Here is a 14,486-nt window from a genome sequence, read left to right on the forward strand (position 1 = left end):
CACGGTAGATTTGTCCTACCTAGAACCCGGATATAAACCAAACCAGTAACCCCCGATGCTGGACTCCGGCCCGGATTTCCGGTATAACGGGCGGTATGGAATCGGCAAAATCTTTTAATCAAATGCTCGCGGATATCCGTGTGCGCCGGGTTGAACGCCACGAGGAAGCGCGTTACCAGGCACTGATGGCGGAGCATCATTATCTGGGTGCGCTGCCCAAGATCGGCGAGACGCTGTGGTACGTCGCCACCTGGCAGGATCAGTGGGTGGCGCAGATCAGCATGTCCGGGGCCGCATTGAAATGCGGGGTCCGTGATCGCTGGATCGGCTGGGACTTCCGTTCCCAGTATGGGCGTCTCCGGCTCATCGCCAATAACAGCCGCTTTCTGATTTTGCCTGACTGGCATCGCCCCAATGTCGGGTCGCGCGTCCTGTCGCTGATTGAGCGGCGTATCGCTGACGACTGGCAGACTCACTTCGGGCATCCCTTATTTCTGCTGGAAACCTTTGTCGACCCAGAGCGCTTTTACGGAGGCGTGTATCGGGCGGCCAACTGGATAGAGCTGGGATTGACCCAAGGCTATCGTCGCACCCCAAGCGGCTACAGCGCCACCGCTGCGTCCCCCAAACGGGTCTTTATCCGGCCTCTGGTCCGTAATCCTCAAGCCCGCCTGACCCACCCGAACTATGCCCACCTGCAACTCACCGGAGACCCTAACCGTATGCTCAATGCCGATGAAATGCGTTCACTACCGCTCTGCTTCTCGGATATTCCCGACCCCCGTCGGCCGCAAGGGAGACGGCATCGTTTACCGGTCGTGCTGGGGATCGCGGCGGGGGCCACGCTCTGCGGCATGTCCGGTTACAAGGCCATGGCGGACTGGGCCCAGGGACTGGGGCAACCTGCACGGGAGCGTTTCGGCTGCCGGTGCGAGAATAAACGTTATGTCGTTCCCAGTGAATTTGTGATCCGCGATTGCCTGGTGCGGGTTGAACCGGGAACACTGGACCGAGCGCTCAGTCTCTGGAATCAATCCTGGGGACAACCGGGGGACAGTGCCTTGGCCATGGATGGCAAAACCATGAAAAACGCCGTCGACGAAAAGGGTGCCCAGACTCATATCCTGAGCGCGGTGGGCCACACTTCGCGCACCTGTTATGCCCAAAAAAAGTAGGCACCTTACCCGTAGCCCATAGCGATGCGGTCAAACGCACCAATGAGATCGGGATGGCGATTCCCGTACTGGATCGCTGCGATATCGCCGGCAAGGATGTGACTGCAGATGCCCTGCTGACGCAACGGGCGCTGGCTACCTACCTGATAGAACAGCAGGCCCATTACCACTTTACCGTGAAGGGAAATCAGCCGACCCTGGAACACGATATCGCCGTACAATTCGAACATTGTGGTACGCCCGATTTCGTGGAAGTCTCGCCTGCGGATCACGGTCGGATCGAAACCCGCCGGATCTGGTGCAGTACAACCCTCAATGACTACGTCGACTTCCCCCATGTCGGCCAGACTTTCCGGATAGAGCGGGAATGTATCCAGAAGAAAACCGGCAAGCGCTCCCTGGAAGTGGCATTGGGGATCACCAGTCGTACTCCGCAGGAGGCTTCACCGCAGCGCCTGCTGGAAGTGAACCGTGGACACTGGGCCATAGAGAGCGTGCATTATCTCATTGACTGGAACTTCAACGAGGACCGCAGTCGCGTCCGCACCGGCTTCGGCCCGGAAAATCTCACCCGCCTGCGCCGCTTCGCCATCGGCATTCTTAAATCCTTCCAGAAACCCTCTCAGTCTATCGCAGAAATGATGCGCACCCTCTGCTTCCGTACCCGTCTCGTCTTCGATTATCTGCGCATGACGAAAAACTCGGCGCCCACAATCCCTGGAGGCGGCTGAGAACAAATTTACCGTGGGTTGCAGGCCTTTGAGCTTGAGGTGCTTGAGATGCGTCTGGTATTGCCGCTCAAAGTGATCGGCGGTGGGGGTCTTTATGCTGGTTTGTCCTCACGAAATATTGCAGAATCAACCCCTCGGCATTGAGGGGAGGAAGGTGCAGAATAATTCGTGGCGCCGCAGCAGGCGACTCCTCCGCGTAGCGGCTTCGTCCAACCAATTGTTCTGTATGGTGCCGGAGGCCAGATTCGAACTGGCTACCTACCGATTACGAATCGGTTGCTCTACCAACTGAGCTACGCCGGCGTGGGCGCGATTGTACCTGTCACCGGGCATGGCGACAAGAATCAACCGCGCTTGGTGATCAGGTGGCCTCTTCTGCCTCTTCGGATAACTCTTCCCGACGGTGGATGAAGAAGCCTTTGAGATAATTGCTTTCGGGCACCGCCGGGTGGACGGGATGATCCATATCTTGACTGCCTTCGCCAATAATCTGATAGTCTCCACGCTGGGCGGCAAAAGCGATCTGGCTGAGCAGCGTTTCCCGGCTCAGGTGATGCGAGCAGGACGCCGAGAACAGGATGCCGCCGGGGGTCAGTAAACGCATGGCCATGTCGTTGAAACGACGATAGGCGATGCTACCTTCCTTGAAATCCTTTTTCGATTTAATCAGCGCCGGGGGATCAAGGACGATGAGATCGAACTGCTCACCACGGTCGCGTAGATTGTGCAGCGTCTCCATGGCGTCGCCGTGAATGCTGCGCAAGCCTTCAACCTCGTTGCGTCGGGCGTTTTCTTCGAGGATCGCCAAGGCCGGCGCCGAACTGTCCACAGCGGTGACGGCGGTTGCTCCGGCCTTGGCCAGAGGGATGGCAAAGCCACCGAGATAGGCGAAGCAGTCCAGCACCCGGCGCCCCAGGGCGAAGTCCCGCAAGCGGCGACGATTGGCGCGATGGTCATAAAACCAGCCGGTTTTTTGCCCGCCGCGCGGGTCAACTTGGAACAGGCAGTTGTTTTCCCAAACTTCCAGTCGCTCCGGAATATGCCCGAAGAGGACTTCGACGCGGTCTTCCAATCCTTCCAATCGCCGCACCGCCCCGCTGGCCTTCAGCAAAATGCCCGCCGGGCGCAGCAGACCCTGCAAAGCCGCCGTGATCAGGGGCAAATCGCGATTCATGCCGAGACTGCCTGCCTGCAGCACCAGATGGTCCTCATAGCGGTCGATAATCAGGCCCGGCAAACCATCGCCTTCACCATGCACCAGGCGGTAAAAAGGCGCACTGAACAGACGCTCCCGCATCAGCAAAGCCTGCTGTAAGCGGGTGCGATAAAAGCCCTCATCGATGCTGACATGCGGGTCACGGCTCAACAAGCGCGCACAGAGCAGGGTATGAGGATTAACGTGGGCGAGCCCCAAGGCCTTGCCCTGGGCGTCTTCCATCCGGCAGACGCTGCCTGGAGTGACGGCGGTGAGGGGGGTTTTCTGGACGTCGATTTCGTTGCTGTAAATCCAGAGGTGACCGGCGCGCAGGCGGCGATCCTCCTTGGGACGCAGACGAAGAACAGGGTATGGGCTGGCAGAAGACATGAGTGGACCTGATGGTGAAAGCGGGAGTGCCCCAGAAGCATGGGGTCTGGACGTTCCGGCGCATTTTACAGACTTTTCAACTGCCCGTATATTGAGCACACCATACTGCGGTGTTCCGCTCCCGACTGACCTGGTATCTTGCCGAGGAGGATATGTGTCCAGTGCCGACCAAATTCGTGCCATCCGTTGGGAGGAGGGTCAGCTCTGCCTTCTCGATCAAAGACTGTTGCCGCAGCAGGAAACCTGGTTAAAGCTCGGTGATTATCGCGCGGTGGCGGTGGCGATTCGGCAGATGGTCGTGCGTGGTGCCCCGGCGATCGGCATCACCGCCGCTTATGCCATGGCACTGGCCGTGAGTGAGGCGAGCACACATGCGGACTGGCAGGCACGCCTGCTGAGTGCCGCCGACGAGATCAAGGCGGCGCGACCGACCGCGGTGAATCTCGCCTGGGCGACGGACCGGCAACTGGCATTGGCGCAATCGGCGTCTACCGCGGGGCAGGCCGTCGCCGCGCTTTTACAGGCCGCCCATGACTTGCTCCGCGATGATATCGCCGATAACCAGCGTATGGGCCGTTATGGCGCGGAGCTCTTGCCGGCGGAGGGTGGCATTCTGACCCATTGCAACACCGGCAGCCTCGCGACCGGCGGATACGGCACGGCACTGGGCGTGATTCGTGCAGGGATTTCTGCGGGTAAGCAGCTCCATATCTATGCTGATGAAACCAGGCCCTGGCTGCAGGGCGCGCGCCTCACCGCTTGGGAGTTGCAGAAGGACGGTATTCCCTTTCATCTCAATGCCGACAGCGCCGCCGCCTATCTGATGCAACAGGGCCTGATCCATGCGGTGATCGTTGGTGCCGACCGCATTGCCGCCAATGGCGACGCGGCAAACAAAATTGGCACCTACAGCCTCGCCGTACTGGCGCAATATCATCAGATTCCTTTCTATGTCGCGGCGCCTTTGAGTACGGTGGATTTCGCCATGCCCGATGGCGGCGGCATCCTCATCGAAGAGCGCCCCGCCGCCGAGGTGCTGCAGTGTGCGAGCCATGCGGTGGCACCAGAAGGTGTCGAAGTGCGCAATCCGGCTTTTGATGTCACCCCCGCCAGTCTGATCACCGCCATTATCACCGAGCGTGGCGTGGCGCGCCCGGGGTTTCAGGCGGCGCTCCAGGCGCTAGCCGCTGGCCACATGCAGGCTTAGCCCCGCTGTGGCATAATGCCGTGTTGAAAAAATAATCAGGGGTACTCAGTCTCCACATGATCGAATTCGCCAAAGAAACTATTCCTGTCAGTCTCGAAAAGGAGATGCGCCAGTCCTACCTCGATTACGCCATGAGCGTGATCGTCGGTCGTGCCCTGCCGGATGCCCGCGACGGCCTCAAGCCAGTGCATCGTCGTGTGCTCTTCGCCATGCACGAGATGAACAACGACTGGAATAAGCCCTATAAGAAGTCGGCGCGTGTCGTCGGTGATGTCATCGGTAAATACCATCCCCACGGCGACACCGCCGTCTATGACACGATGGTGCGGATGGCGCAGGACTTTTCCATGCGCTACCCGCTCATCGACGGGCAGGGTAACTTTGGTTCGGTGGATGGCGACAGCCCCGCCGCTATGCGCTATACCGAAGTGCGCATGTCCCGCATTGCCCACGAGATGCTGGCGGATCTGGAAAAAGAGACCGTTGATTTCGGCCCCAACTACGATGAGAAGGAGATGGAACCGCTGGTCATGCCGGCGCGTATCCCCAACCTGCTGATCAACGGTTCCGCCGGTATCGCAGTCGGTATGGCGACCAATATCCCGCCCCACAATCTGACGGAAGTGATCAGTGCCTGTCTGGCGCTGGTGGATGATCCCGAGACCCCGGATGAAGACTTGTTTACCTTGGTCCCGGCGCCGGATTTCCCGACGGCAGGCTTTATTCATGGCCGTGCCGGCAGTATCGAAGCCTACCGCACCGGGCGGGGCCGGGTGGTCATGCGGGCGCGCTGCGAGTTCGAGACGGACAAAAAATCCAACCGGCAGAGCATCATCGTCACCGAACTGCCCTACCAGGTGAATAAGGCCAAGCTCATTGAGCGCATCGCCGAGATGGTCAAGGAAAAGCGTCTGGAAGGCATCAGTGACCTGCGCGACGAGTCGGACAAATCGGGTATGCGTATCGCCATTGAACTCAAGCGGGATGCCAATGCCGATGTGGTGCTGAATAATCTCTACCAGCACACGGTTATGCAGAGTGTGTTCAATATCAATATGGTGGCGCTGCTGGACGGGGCACCGCGGACCCTCGGTCTGCGCGATCTGCTGCAGGCCTTCATCCAGCACCGCCGCGAAGTGGTCACCCGGCGCACCGTCTTCGAGCTGAAGAAGGCACGCGACCGCGCCCATATCCTCGAAGGCCTGGCGGTGGCGCTGGTCAATCTCGACCCGCTCATCAGCCTGATTCGGGCGGCGGCCAACCCGGCCGAAGCCAAGGCGCAGATGCTGGCGAAATCCTGGGAGCCGGGCATGGTCGCGGCGCTGTTGGTCGAGCGTGGTGAGCCTTCTGAGGGTATGCAGGCCGACGGCTATCATCTGTCCGAGACTCAGGCCCAGGCCATTCTCGATTTGCGTTTGCACCGTCTGACCGGGCTGGAGCAGGACAAAATCCGCGATGAATACTTGGCCTTGCTGGATCGCATCCGTGAGTTGCTGGAGATTCTTGGCTCAAAGACCCGGCTGATGGAGGTCATCCGCGAAGAGCTGGTGGCCATCCGCGATCAGTACGGGGATGCCCGGCGCAGCGAGATCGTGGCGGACACGGGTGATATTTCGACGGAAGATCTGATTACCGAAGAGGAAATGGTGGTGACCTTCACCCACGCCGGTTATATCAAGGCGCAGCCGGTGACGGTCTTCAATGCCCAGAGACGGGGCGGCAAAGGCAAGATGGCCACCACCACCAAAGAAGAAGACTTTGTCGAACGCATGTTCTGCGCTTCGACCCATGCCTATTGTCTATTCTTCAGCAATCTCGGTAAGGTTTTCTGGCAGAAGGTATATCAGTTACCGCAGGCGGGTCGCGGTGCCAAGGGCAAGCCCATCGTCAACATGTTGTCCCTGGCACCCACGGAGCGTATCACCGCCGTGTTGCCGATTCGAGACTTTACCGAGGGGCAGTTTGTTTGCATGGTGACCTCCCACGGTGTCGTCAAAAAGACACCGGTCATGGAGTATTCCCGCCCGCGCAGTCAGGGTATCAATGCCATCAACCTCGACCCCGGCGATCGTCTGGTCGCCGTTGGCCTCTCCGACGGGCAGCGCGAGTTCATGCTCTTTACCCGGCATGGTATGGCGGTACGCTTCCCCGAGGCGAAAGCCCGGGCCATGGGGCGTAATGCCCGGGGCGTGCGCGGCATCAGTCTGGAAGAGAATGATCGGGTGATCTCGGCACAGTGGGTGGACTCCAGTCAGGTGATCCTCACCACTACGGCCAATGGTTACGGTAAATTGACGGAAGTGGATGAATACCGCCGTACCAATCGGGGTGGAAAAGGCGTGATTGCCATCCAGACCAACGCGCGCAATGGTGATGTGGTCGGCGCGCTGGCGGTAACGGAGCGGGACGAACTGATGCTGGTCTCGGATCACGGCACCCTGATTCGTATTGCCATCAACAGCATCCGTCGTACCGGCCGGAATGCGCAGGGGGTGCGCCTGATTAACCTGGGCGAGGGTGAGCAACTGGCGGGACTGGCATTGATTGCCGATACGGAAGAAGAGGAGGGGGAGCAGACTGATCTGCCCCAGTAACACATCATGAACTATCCCGTTTATAATTTTGGTGCGGGTCCGGCGATGCTTCCCCGTGTGGTGCTGGAGCAGGTGCAGGCGGAGTTGCTCGACTGGCATGGCCGCGGTATTTCGGTCATGGAAATGAGTCATCGCGGTGCAGATTACATGCAGATTATCGCCGCGGCCGAGCAGGACCTCCGTGACCTCCTGCAGGTTCCCGTTCATTATAAGGTGCTGTTTTTGCAGGGCGGGGCGACCCTGCAGTTTGCCATGGTTCCCATCAACCTGCTGCGCGGTCATGCGCGGGCGAGTTATGTGCAGACCGGTATCTGGTCTGCAAAAGCCATAGCAGAGGCCAGGCGTTTTGCGACCGTGGAAGTGGCGGCCAGCAATGCGGATCGTCAGGCCCGTGTGGTGCCTCTGCAATCGGAATGGCAGGTTAGCGCCGATACCGCCTACGTGCATATTGCCGGTAATGAAACCATCGGTGGTCTGGAGTTCGATTTTGTCCCGGAACTGGGCGATATCCCGCTGGTCAGTGATGCTTCTTCCCATATCCTCTCAAAGCCGGTGGATGTCAGTCGTTTTGGCCTCATTTATGCCGGTGCCCAGAAGAACATCGGGCCGGCCGGTCTGACCCTGGTCATCGTCCGCGACGACCTCATCGGTCATGCGCCGACCGGTACTGCAACTATGCTGGACTACGCCGTGCACGCTAAAGAGGGCTCCATGCACAATACGCCCCCGACCTTTGCCATTTACGTGGCTGCTTTAGTGTTCAAATGGTTGCAGCAGTTGGGCGGATTGGGCGCTATGGCGGAGATCAATGCGCGTAAGGCCGCATTGCTGTATGCGGCGATTGATAACTCTGGCGGCTTCTATAACAACGCCATAGAGCACCGTAATCGCTCGCAGATGAATGTGCCCTTTACCCTGCACGATGCGGCATTAGACGCGATATTTCTGAAAGAAGCGGATGCGCAGGGGCTCCTCCAGCTCAAGGGGCACCGCCTGCTGGGTGGTATGCGCGCTTCTATCTACAACGCCATGCCGGAGGCTGGGGTGCTGGCGCTGGTTGACTTCATGCGGGATTTCGCCCGCCGCCAGGGTTAGGGAGGCAGCTTATCCGTGAGTGTACGAACGCTTCCCGAATTGCGCGGGGTCATTGATCAGGTGGATGCACAAATCCTCCAGTTGCTGGCGGAGCGGGGCCGCCTGGCTGCTGAAGTCGGTGCAGTGAAGCGCGCCGCGGACGAGACGAATTTTTATTATCCCGACCGGGAGTCGGAGATTCTTCGCCGGGTGATGGCGGAGAATCCGGGGCCCTTTTCTGCGGAGCAAATTGCCACTATCTTCCGCGAAATCATTTCTGCTGGTCTGGCCTTGGAAGAGCCGTTACAGGTGGCTTATCTCGGTCCAGCAGGCACCTTCACGCAAATGGCGGCACAAAAGCATTTCGGGCGGGCTGCGGTGTTGCAACCCACCACGGGGATTGCCGAGATTTTTCGTTTGGTGGACAGTGGGCAGGCGCAGTTCGGCGTGGTACCGGTGGAAAACAGCACCGAGGGCTCCGTCAATCTCAGCCTCGATCTGCTGTTGGATTATCCGCTGCATATATGTGGCGAGGTGCAGTTACGTATCGTCCATAATCTGGTGGGCAAAGGTGCTCTGGATGCCATGCGGAGGGTCTATGTGCACTACCAGACCCGGGCTCAGTGTCGCCAGTGGCTTGCGGCCCACTTGCCGCAGGTGCAATTGGTGGATGTCTCCAGCAATGCCGTGGCGGCTGAACGTGCAGCGGCGGATGCCGAAGGTGGTGCTATTTCCACTACGGTGGCTGCGGAAGCTTATGGCCTCGATATTCTGGCTGCCGGTATTGAAGACAATCCCGAGAACACCACGCGCTTTTGGGTGATCGGCAAGATCAGTACTCGCTCCACAGGGAACGACAAGACCAGTCTGGTGGTGGCCGCGGCCAATCGCCCCGGGAGCCTGCATGCGCTGCTGTCGCCATTGGCCGGTGCCGGGATCAGCCTCACGCGCATTGAGTCGCGACCGGCACGCTCCGCTATTTGGGAGTACGTCTTTTATCTCGATCTGCTCGGTCATTGTCGGGATGCCGCCATTGCACCGGCGCTGGATGCCCTCGCGCAACAGGCGTCTTTCTATCGCTGTCTCGGCAGTTATCCCAGGGCGGTATTTTAATGTGCAATAAATATCTGGAATATGCGGCAGCGGGGGTGTCTGACTTGCGTCCTTATCAGCCGGGTAAGCCCTTGGCGGAACTGGAACGGGAACAGGGCATCCGTGATGCCATCAAGCTGGCCTCCAATGAAAATCCGCTGGGACCGAGCCCCATGGCGCTGACGGCTATCCGAGCTGCGTTGCCTACCCTGGCTCTGTATCCCGAGGGATCAGCGCCAGAGTTGCGCGCGTTGCTGGCGCGGCAGTTAGATCTGGACCCCAGGCAATTTATCTTCGGCAATGGTTCTGATCAGGTGGTGGAGTTTGCCGTACGCGCCTTTGCCGGGCCGGGTACCGAGGTGATTGTTTCACAATATGCCTTTGCCGCTTATGCGATTGCTGCGCAAGCGAGTGGAGCGACCGTGCGGATTGCCCCGGCACGGGACTACGGTCATGACCTGGAGGCTATGGCCGGTCTGCTCAACGCACAAACCCGGCTGGTTTTTATCGCCAATCCCAATAATCCCACGGGTACGTACCTTACAGCGGAGGCGCTGGAGACCTTTATCGACAGTGTGCCTGCGCATGCCCTGGTGGTGCTGGATGAGGCTTATCTGGAACTGATGGATACGGCGGATTATCCTGACGGTAAGCTGTGGCTGCGGCGCTTCAGTAATCTGCTGCTTACCCGGACCTTTTCTAAGGCCTATGGGCTGGCAGGCCTGCGTTGCGGTTACGGCATTGGCCACCCTGACTTGATAGCAGTGCTGGAGCGGGTTCGTCAGCCATTCAATGTCAATACGTTAGCGCAGGTGGCAGCGCATGCTGCGCTAACGGACAATGACCACCTGCGGGCTACCTTGGCCAACAATCGCCAGGGGATCGTGGCCCTCCGTGATGGATTACGCCATCTTGGATTGACAATCCTGCCGCCTGCAGGCAACTTTACCACCTTTGCCGTACCAGGGGGTGGACAGCGTGTGTATGATGCCCTGTTACACCGAGGCGTCATCGTTCGACCGCTTACCCCTTATGGCATGCCGGATCATCTGCGGGTCAGTGTCGGTCTGCCGGTGGAAAATCAACGTTTTCTAAAAATGCTGGGTGAGGTCCTATAATTCCATGATCGTCATTGTTAATCCACAAGCTACCGCTGAGCAGATGGAGCAGTTGCTGGAGCGTATCCGCCAGTTTGGCCTGCAGCCCATGGTCAGCACCGGTTCCGAGCGCACCGTGGTGGGCCTGTTAGGAGATGAACGGCTGTTGCCTGAGGGCGCGCTGGAATCCTTGCCTGCTGTGGAACAGGTGATGCCCATTCTGAAACCCTACAAGCTCGTCAGCCGCGAGTTCAAATCCACTGATACCGTGATTGAGGTGCGTGGTATCCCCATTGGCGGCAAGCAGATTCAAGTGATCGCCGGACCCTGTTCGGTCGAAACACCTGAGCAGATGCGCAGCTCCGCAGAGGCCGTCAAGGCGGCGGGCTGCCGTCTGATGCGCGGTGGCGCTTTCAAACCCCGCACCAGCCCCTACACCTTCCAAGGCGTGGGCGACGAAGGCTTGGATTATTTCCGGACCGCCGCCGATGCGGTCGGTCTGCCCATCGTCACCGAACTGATGGATGTCCGCAAGATTGATCTTTTCCTCGAAAAAGGGGTGGATATCATTCAGATCGGCACGCGCAACATGCAGAATTTCGATCTTCTCAAAGAAGTCGGGCGTCTGGATGTGCCGGTCATACTCAAACGCGGCCTGAGTGCCACCATTAAGGAATGGCTCATGGCGGCCGAATATATCGCTGCTCACGGTAACCACCGGATTATCTTCGCCGAGCGCGGTATTCGCACCTTTGAGACGGCCTATCGTAATGTCCTTGACGTCACCGCTATTCCGGTCCTCAAGCGGGAGACGCATCTGCCGGTTATCGTTGATCCCAGTCACGCTGGCGGTAAGGCCTGGCTCGTACCGCAATTGTCCAAGGCCGCCATTGCGGCTGGTGCAGATGGTTTGCTGGTGGAGTCGCATCCCTGTCCCGAAGAAGCCTGGTGCGATGCCGATCAGGCACTGAGTCCGCAGCAACTCATGACGCTGATGGGTGATCTGCGTAAAATCGCCGAGGCCATCGGTCGCGAACTCTAGCATGCCAGACATTCCTTTCCAGCGAGTTATCATTGTCGGCCTTGGCCTCATGGGTGGGAGTGTCGCTAAAGCCTTGCGCAGCAGGGGCTTCGCCGGATCGCTGGTGGGTGTACTTGCGGATGCGGCTGCGGTTCAGCGCATGGGACCTGCAGTGCAGCAATGGCGGATCAGCTTGGCTCATGAGTTGGAATCGGCGCTGCGAGATGCCGACCTGGTCCTGCTGGCTACCCCCCCGCAAATCATCTTGCAGCAGTTGCCGGAATTGGCGCGTCATATATCTGCAGAGACCTTGGTCAGCGACGTCGCCAGCATCAAAGCGCCGATAGCGCAATTGGGTCGTCAGTTGCTGGGAGATCGCTTCATCGCCGGGCATCCCGTGGTTGGGGGAGAAAAAACCGGATTTGCAGCGGCGCGGGAGAGTCTTTATCAAGGGACGCGTGTTATCCTGACGCCGCTGCCGGGACAGGCACCTAATGCGGTAGACGCTTTAAGCGACTTTTGGCAGAGCCTCGGTGCGACTGTCTCGCAAATGACGCCGGAGGACCATGATCAAGCACTTGCTGCGACCAGTCATTTGCCTCATTTACTCGCCTTTGCCTATATGGCTGGCCTGGATGATCAGGCCCCTGCGCTGCGTGATCTCGCTGGCGGAGGGCTCCGTGACTTTACCCGAATAGCGGCCTCTGATCCCGATCTCTGGGCAGCCATCCTCTGGGAGAATCGTGCAATCGTCGAACAGCATCTGCAGGCTTTGCAAAAAACCCTCGGCAATGTCGAGCAGATACTCGCAGGGAATGACAGGAGCGCCCTGCGCGCCTTGCTGGAGCGCGGTCGCGACTGTCGTCAACAATTTCAATTTCCTCCGGTATATCCCTGAATCATGACCCGATATCTCGTCCATCCAGGCAGTCAGCTCAAGGGGCGTTTTCCGGTCCCCGGCGATAAATCTATTTCCCATCGCGCTGTTATTCTTGGTGCGCTTGCTGAAGGTGTGACGGAAGTAGAGGGGTTGCTGGAAGGTGCCGATGTACTTGCTACTATCGCCGCCTTTCGCACCATGGGCGTAGAGATGCAAGGACCGGATCACGGGCGCTTGCGTATACAGGGTGTCGGTCTGTATGGATTACGGGCACCTGGTGTACCGTTGGACTGCGGGAACTCCGGTACGGCAATGCGTCTTTTGGCAGGGGTGTTGGCCGGTCAGGCTTTCCCGAGTACGCTGATAGGCGATGCCAGTCTGCAGCAGCGGCCTATGGGCCGGGTGTTGAGGCCATTGACTGCTATGGGCGCGGAAATTGCCGCCCAGGACGGTAAGGCGCCCTTACAGATTCACGGGCGGCCCCTGCACGGCATCGACTATGTTCTGCCGATGGCCAGTGCCCAAGTCAAATCCGCCATCTTGCTGGCGGGCTTGTATGCCGAAGGCCAGACCTGCGTGACGGAGCCCGCGCCTACCCGTGATCACAGCGAGCGGATGCTGCGGGGCTTCGGTTACCCGATCGAGCGCCAAGATGCACGGACTTGCCTGCGCCAAGGTGGACACCTGCATGGGCAGTCGCTGCAGGTGCCCGGCGATATTTCTTCCGCGGCTTTCTTCCTGCTCGGCGCCACCATCGCGCCGGGTTCCGATCTCACCCTGGAAGGTGTAGGCATCAATCCGACGCGCACCGGCATCATTGAAATTCTCACCCGTATGGGCGCCCGGATTGATCTCACCGCGTTGCGCGTAGTGGGCGGTGAGCCGGTCGCCGATATCCGCGTCCGCTATGCGCCGTTGCAAGGCATTGCCGTTCCTCCCCATCTGGTACCTCTGGCTATTGATGAATTTCCTGTGTTGTTCATCGCCGCGGCGTGTGCGAAGGGGCAGACCGTGGTTACCGGTGCCGAAGAGCTCCGGGTGAAGGAAAGTGATCGCATTGCGGTGATGGCTAGTGGCCTGCGGGCAATGGGTATTATTGTAGAGGAGCGCGCGGACGGGGCCATTATCAATGGATCGCCTCTACTGGGTGGTCGTATAAACAGTCATGGGGATCATCGTATCGCGATGGCCTTCGCTATGGCGGCCCTGGTGGCGCAAGGTGATATCGAAATCCTCGACTGTGCCAATGTGGTTACGTCTTTTCCAAGTTTTCCCGCTTTGGCGCATCAGGCCGGGCTGCTGCTGGAGGTGGTGGGCGCATGAATAGCATTCCCGTCATCACATTGGATGGTCCCGGCGGGGTTGGTAAGGGCACGCTGGGCCGTCTTTTGGCCCGTGATCTGGGTTGGCATCTTTTGGACAGTGGTGCTATTTATCGGGCGTTGGCGCTGGCGGCACAGCGTGCCGGGTTGCCTGCGGACAACGCCGTGGCCTTATCCGAACTGGCGCGCACATTGCCCCTGAGCTTTCGAGGTGGCACCGACGAAACACATGTTTTGCTCGCGGGAGAGTTGGTCGATGCGGAAATCCGCAGCTCCGAAATCAGTGCGTTGACCTCTCAGATTGCCGCAATTCCTGCGGTGCGTGCGGCCTTATTGCAGCGCCAGCGGGATTTTCGCCAGGTACCGGGATTGGTAGCTGATGGCCGAGATATGGGGACCGTGGTTTTCCCGGATGCACCGCTCAAGGTATTTCTGACCGCCAGGACCGAAGAACGGGGCAAACGGCGTCTGAATCAGTTGATGGAACAGGGTATTAGTGCTAGTCTCGCCACAGTTGTGGCGGAAATTGCGGAACGCGATGCCCGGGATCAGCAGCGCAGCGTGGCACCGCTCCGGCCCGCGTCCGATGCGCGCCTCCTGGATACCAGCGAACAAAGCGTTTCCGACACATACAGGGTCCTGCAAAGCTGGGTTCAATCGGCTTTGCAGGAAAATTGAAACCGCCATTTATGGCATCGAGCAGTGATT

At 59.1% G+C, this 14,486-nt stretch carries 12 protein-coding genes and 1 tRNA gene; 11 read left to right on the plus strand and 2 right to left on the minus strand.

The annotated features are described in order from the left end of the window. The first annotated feature begins 95 nt into the window (after positions 1–95). Positions 96–1,175, plus strand: a complete 1,080-nt coding sequence (locus tag M7F93_RS01940; RefSeq protein ID WP_298168228.1) for a Druantia anti-phage system protein DruA — start codon at positions 96–98, stop codon at positions 1,173–1,175. After that, positions 1,154–1,906 carry an ISAs1 family transposase gene (locus M7F93_RS01945; RefSeq protein ID WP_298168362.1) on the plus strand — a complete coding sequence of 251 codons (753 nt, stop codon included), beginning with the start codon at positions 1,154–1,156 and terminating at the stop codon, positions 1,904–1,906. Before M7F93_RS01940 ends, M7F93_RS01945 begins: the two co-directional genes overlap by 22 nt. 227 nt (positions 1,907–2,133) lie before the next feature. Here the strand turns inward: M7F93_RS01945 and M7F93_RS01950 are convergent. Together M7F93_RS01950 and M7F93_RS01955 are read right to left on the minus strand one after the other, a co-directional pair. Then, positions 2,134–2,209, minus strand: a tRNA-Thr gene (locus M7F93_RS01950). A 58-nt stretch (positions 2,210–2,267) separates the two neighbouring features. Further along, positions 2,268–3,491: a class I SAM-dependent rRNA methyltransferase gene (locus tag M7F93_RS01955; RefSeq protein ID WP_298168232.1), complete on the minus strand. Its 1,224-nt coding sequence runs from the start codon at positions 3,489–3,491 to the stop codon at positions 2,268–2,270. 154 nt (positions 3,492–3,645) lie between these two features. Here M7F93_RS01955 and mtnA point away from each other — a divergent pair, with 154 nt between their 5' ends. The 9 genes from mtnA to cmk are packed head-to-tail and all read left to right on the plus strand — an operon-like array spanning position 3,646 to position 14,456. Then, a complete protein-coding gene (mtnA, locus tag M7F93_RS01960) occupies positions 3,646–4,698 on the plus strand; it encodes an S-methyl-5-thioribose-1-phosphate isomerase (protein WP_298168235.1) in 1,053 nt (350 codons plus the stop codon). Positions 4,699–4,754: 56 nt separating this feature from the next. Then, the gene (gyrA, locus tag M7F93_RS01965; protein WP_298168238.1) at positions 4,755–7,292 is read left to right on the plus strand and encodes a DNA gyrase subunit A; all 2,538 of its coding nucleotides are present in this window, start codon (positions 4,755–4,757) and stop codon (positions 7,290–7,292) included. Positions 7,293–7,298: 6 nt separating this feature from the next. After that, complete coding sequence (serC, locus tag M7F93_RS01970) at positions 7,299–8,387, plus strand: 3-phosphoserine/phosphohydroxythreonine transaminase (protein ID WP_298168241.1); 1,089 nt, start codon at positions 7,299–7,301, stop codon at positions 8,385–8,387. Between the two features lie 15 nt (positions 8,388–8,402). Then, on the plus strand, positions 8,403–9,479 hold the full coding sequence (gene pheA, locus M7F93_RS01975) for a prephenate dehydratase (protein WP_298168243.1): 1,077 nt from the start codon (positions 8,403–8,405) through the stop codon (positions 9,477–9,479). Next, a complete protein-coding gene (gene hisC / locus M7F93_RS01980) occupies positions 9,479–10,576 on the plus strand; it encodes a histidinol-phosphate transaminase (RefSeq protein WP_298168247.1) in 1,098 nt (365 codons plus the stop codon). Before pheA ends, hisC begins: the two co-directional genes overlap by 1 nt. Before the next feature lie 4 nt (positions 10,577–10,580). Continuing rightward, a complete protein-coding gene (gene aroF, locus M7F93_RS01985; RefSeq protein ID WP_298168250.1) occupies positions 10,581–11,597 on the plus strand; it encodes a 3-deoxy-7-phosphoheptulonate synthase in 1,017 nt (338 codons plus the stop codon). A 1-nt stretch (position 11,598) separates the two neighbouring features. Then, positions 11,599–12,474, plus strand: a complete 876-nt coding sequence (locus M7F93_RS01990; RefSeq protein ID WP_298168253.1) for a prephenate dehydrogenase — start codon at positions 11,599–11,601, stop codon at positions 12,472–12,474. A 3-nt stretch (positions 12,475–12,477) separates the two neighbouring features. Next, a complete protein-coding gene (aroA, locus tag M7F93_RS01995; RefSeq protein WP_298168255.1) occupies positions 12,478–13,779 on the plus strand; it encodes a 3-phosphoshikimate 1-carboxyvinyltransferase in 1,302 nt (433 codons plus the stop codon). Beyond that, positions 13,776–14,456 carry a (d)CMP kinase gene (gene cmk / locus M7F93_RS02000; protein WP_298168257.1) on the plus strand — a complete coding sequence of 227 codons (681 nt, stop codon included), beginning with the start codon at positions 13,776–13,778 and terminating at the stop codon, positions 14,454–14,456. Before aroA ends, cmk begins: the two co-directional genes overlap by 4 nt. The last annotated feature ends 30 nt before the right edge of the window (positions 14,457–14,486 follow it).

It is taken from the genome of Acidithiobacillus sp. (assembly GCF_027322205.1).
GTDB lineage: Bacteria > Pseudomonadota > Gammaproteobacteria > Acidithiobacillales > Acidithiobacillaceae > Acidithiobacillus.